This window comes from uncultured Veillonella sp. (genome assembly GCF_938010505.1).
GTDB lineage: Bacteria > Bacillota > Negativicutes > Veillonellales > Veillonellaceae > Veillonella.
In genome coordinates this window covers 1-1,727 of sequence record NZ_CALLVP010000018.1, presented here as the reverse complement: position 1 = coordinate 1,727, position 1,727 = coordinate 1, and the positions used below count along the sequence as shown (strand labels likewise).

The window sequence follows — 1,727 nt, the reverse complement described above, 5'->3', positions numbered from 1 at the left end:
GACGGGGTTTTTGTAGTTTTTATACATAGAATATCTTATAATAGGATGTATAGTTATTAAGTAGTGATTTTTTTAAGGGGTAAAGCATGAAGGTATTATATGAAGAGAAATCTCAACGCGCTAGAAGTGCAGAGTTATTGGTAGTTTTTTTTGTAGTTTTATTGCTTTGTGCGGTAGCTTATACAACGTACCGTAGCATCCAATTGCACACGGTTCTATTAGCGGAGTACTTTATTGAAATTATGGCCATCGTTGTCATGGTTAAACAGGCTGTTAGTCGTTATAACTATATTTTGACAGACACAAAACTTGTCATAGAAGAATCCTCTATTTTCAGAAAACGTTATTTTGAAGTGGACTATGACATGATTGATGGGGTATTTAAATTTGAGCGTGAATTATTGACAAATATCAAATATCGCTATAAATACAGAAAATGCTCTACCTCTGATCCACGTCCTATTTGGTCTCTTGTATATGCTATTGTAAATGGTAATAAGGTTAAAAATGGTCGTCTGTTGTTGAAAGCAGAGGATAGATTTTTTGAAATTTTAGCAGAACATGTACCTGGTCGTATTCGCGTACCTCAAGCAGATATCGTATTTTATGCAGCTGTGCGCGCTGATGCGGTGAAGCATGGGGAAGATGTACAAGAATATTATGAAAAATTAATTTCTTCTGAAGAAGATAAAGAAACAACTATTTAAGGGACGGTCAGTTTTGGGGTAATAGATAGGCACATTTTTCGTGCACCAAGAATTTTATGTACAAGAATGTTAATGAGAAGGAGCATATATGGCTGGATTATATTTGGCGAGCCAATCACCACGAAGAACTGAATTATTGACTCAGGTCGGGATTGCTCATACTGTTGTACCAAGCACTTATGAGGAACCTAATGAAGGTTACAATAACCCTATTGAAATGGTGAAGGCTCAAGCTTTGGGAAAGGCTCGTTGTGCCGTAGGTGTTCCCGATGGGAGTATTGTTTTAGGGGCAGATACTATTGTTGTCCTTGATAATGAAGTATTAGGCAAGCCACATGATGAATCCGATGCACGTCGTATGTTAGAACGTTTATCGGGGAGAGTTCATTCTGTAATTACTGGGGTAGCACTACTTATCAAGGGAGAAGAACTATTCTTTCATAATGAAACAAAGGTCTATTTTAAATGTTTAGCACCCTTTGAGATTGAGTCCTATATTGCCAGTGGGGAACCTATGGATAAAGCTGGTGCATATGGCATTCAAGGAAAAGGTGCACTATGGGTAGAGAAAATAGAAGGCTCCTATACTAATGTAGTAGGATTACCGGTAGAACACGTATATGATGAACTTTGCAAGGCGTTAGGGGCTAAATAACACTAGCGCATCGGATGAATCGAGTTATAATTGGCTGTGCTGTGCTGTGCTGTGCTGTGCTGTGCTGTGCTGTGCTGTGCTGTGCTGTGCTGAATAAATATTAAGAGAGTAGATGTGTTTGTTGCTTGATTTACAAGATGGTGTTATCTATTTGAATGGAGAGATTCTATGGAAGTACCAACAGTAAGTGTAAAAGACATGTTACCATTTCAAAGGCCACGAGAAAAATTTCTTACTTTAGGTCCATCACATATGGCGATGGAGGAGTTATTAGCTATTTTATTGCGTACAGGAGTAAAGGGGCAATCTGCGATTTCTTTGGCAAGTGATATTGTACAATCCTTTGATGATGGCGTATATGGTCT

3 protein-coding genes are annotated in these 1,727 nt (G+C 38.2%); all 3 read left to right on the top strand.

Annotation, left to right across the window (positions count from 1 at the left end):
* Positions 1-86 precede the first annotated feature (86 nt).
* Positions 87-707, top strand: coding sequence for a hypothetical protein (locus tag Q0507_RS00810; protein ID WP_298710971.1), 621 nt, complete (start codon positions 87-89; stop codon positions 705-707).
* Positions 708-795: 88 nt separating this feature from the next.
* Positions 796-1,362 carry a nucleoside triphosphate pyrophosphatase gene (locus Q0507_RS00805; RefSeq protein WP_298710968.1) on the top strand — a complete coding sequence of 189 codons (567 nt, stop codon included), beginning with the start codon at positions 796-798 and terminating at the stop codon, positions 1,360-1,362.
* Positions 1,363-1,530: 168 nt separating this feature from the next.
* The coding region (locus Q0507_RS00800) for a UPF0758 domain-containing protein (protein ID WP_367268433.1) at positions 1,531-1,727 on the top strand (197 nt) is incomplete at its 3' end.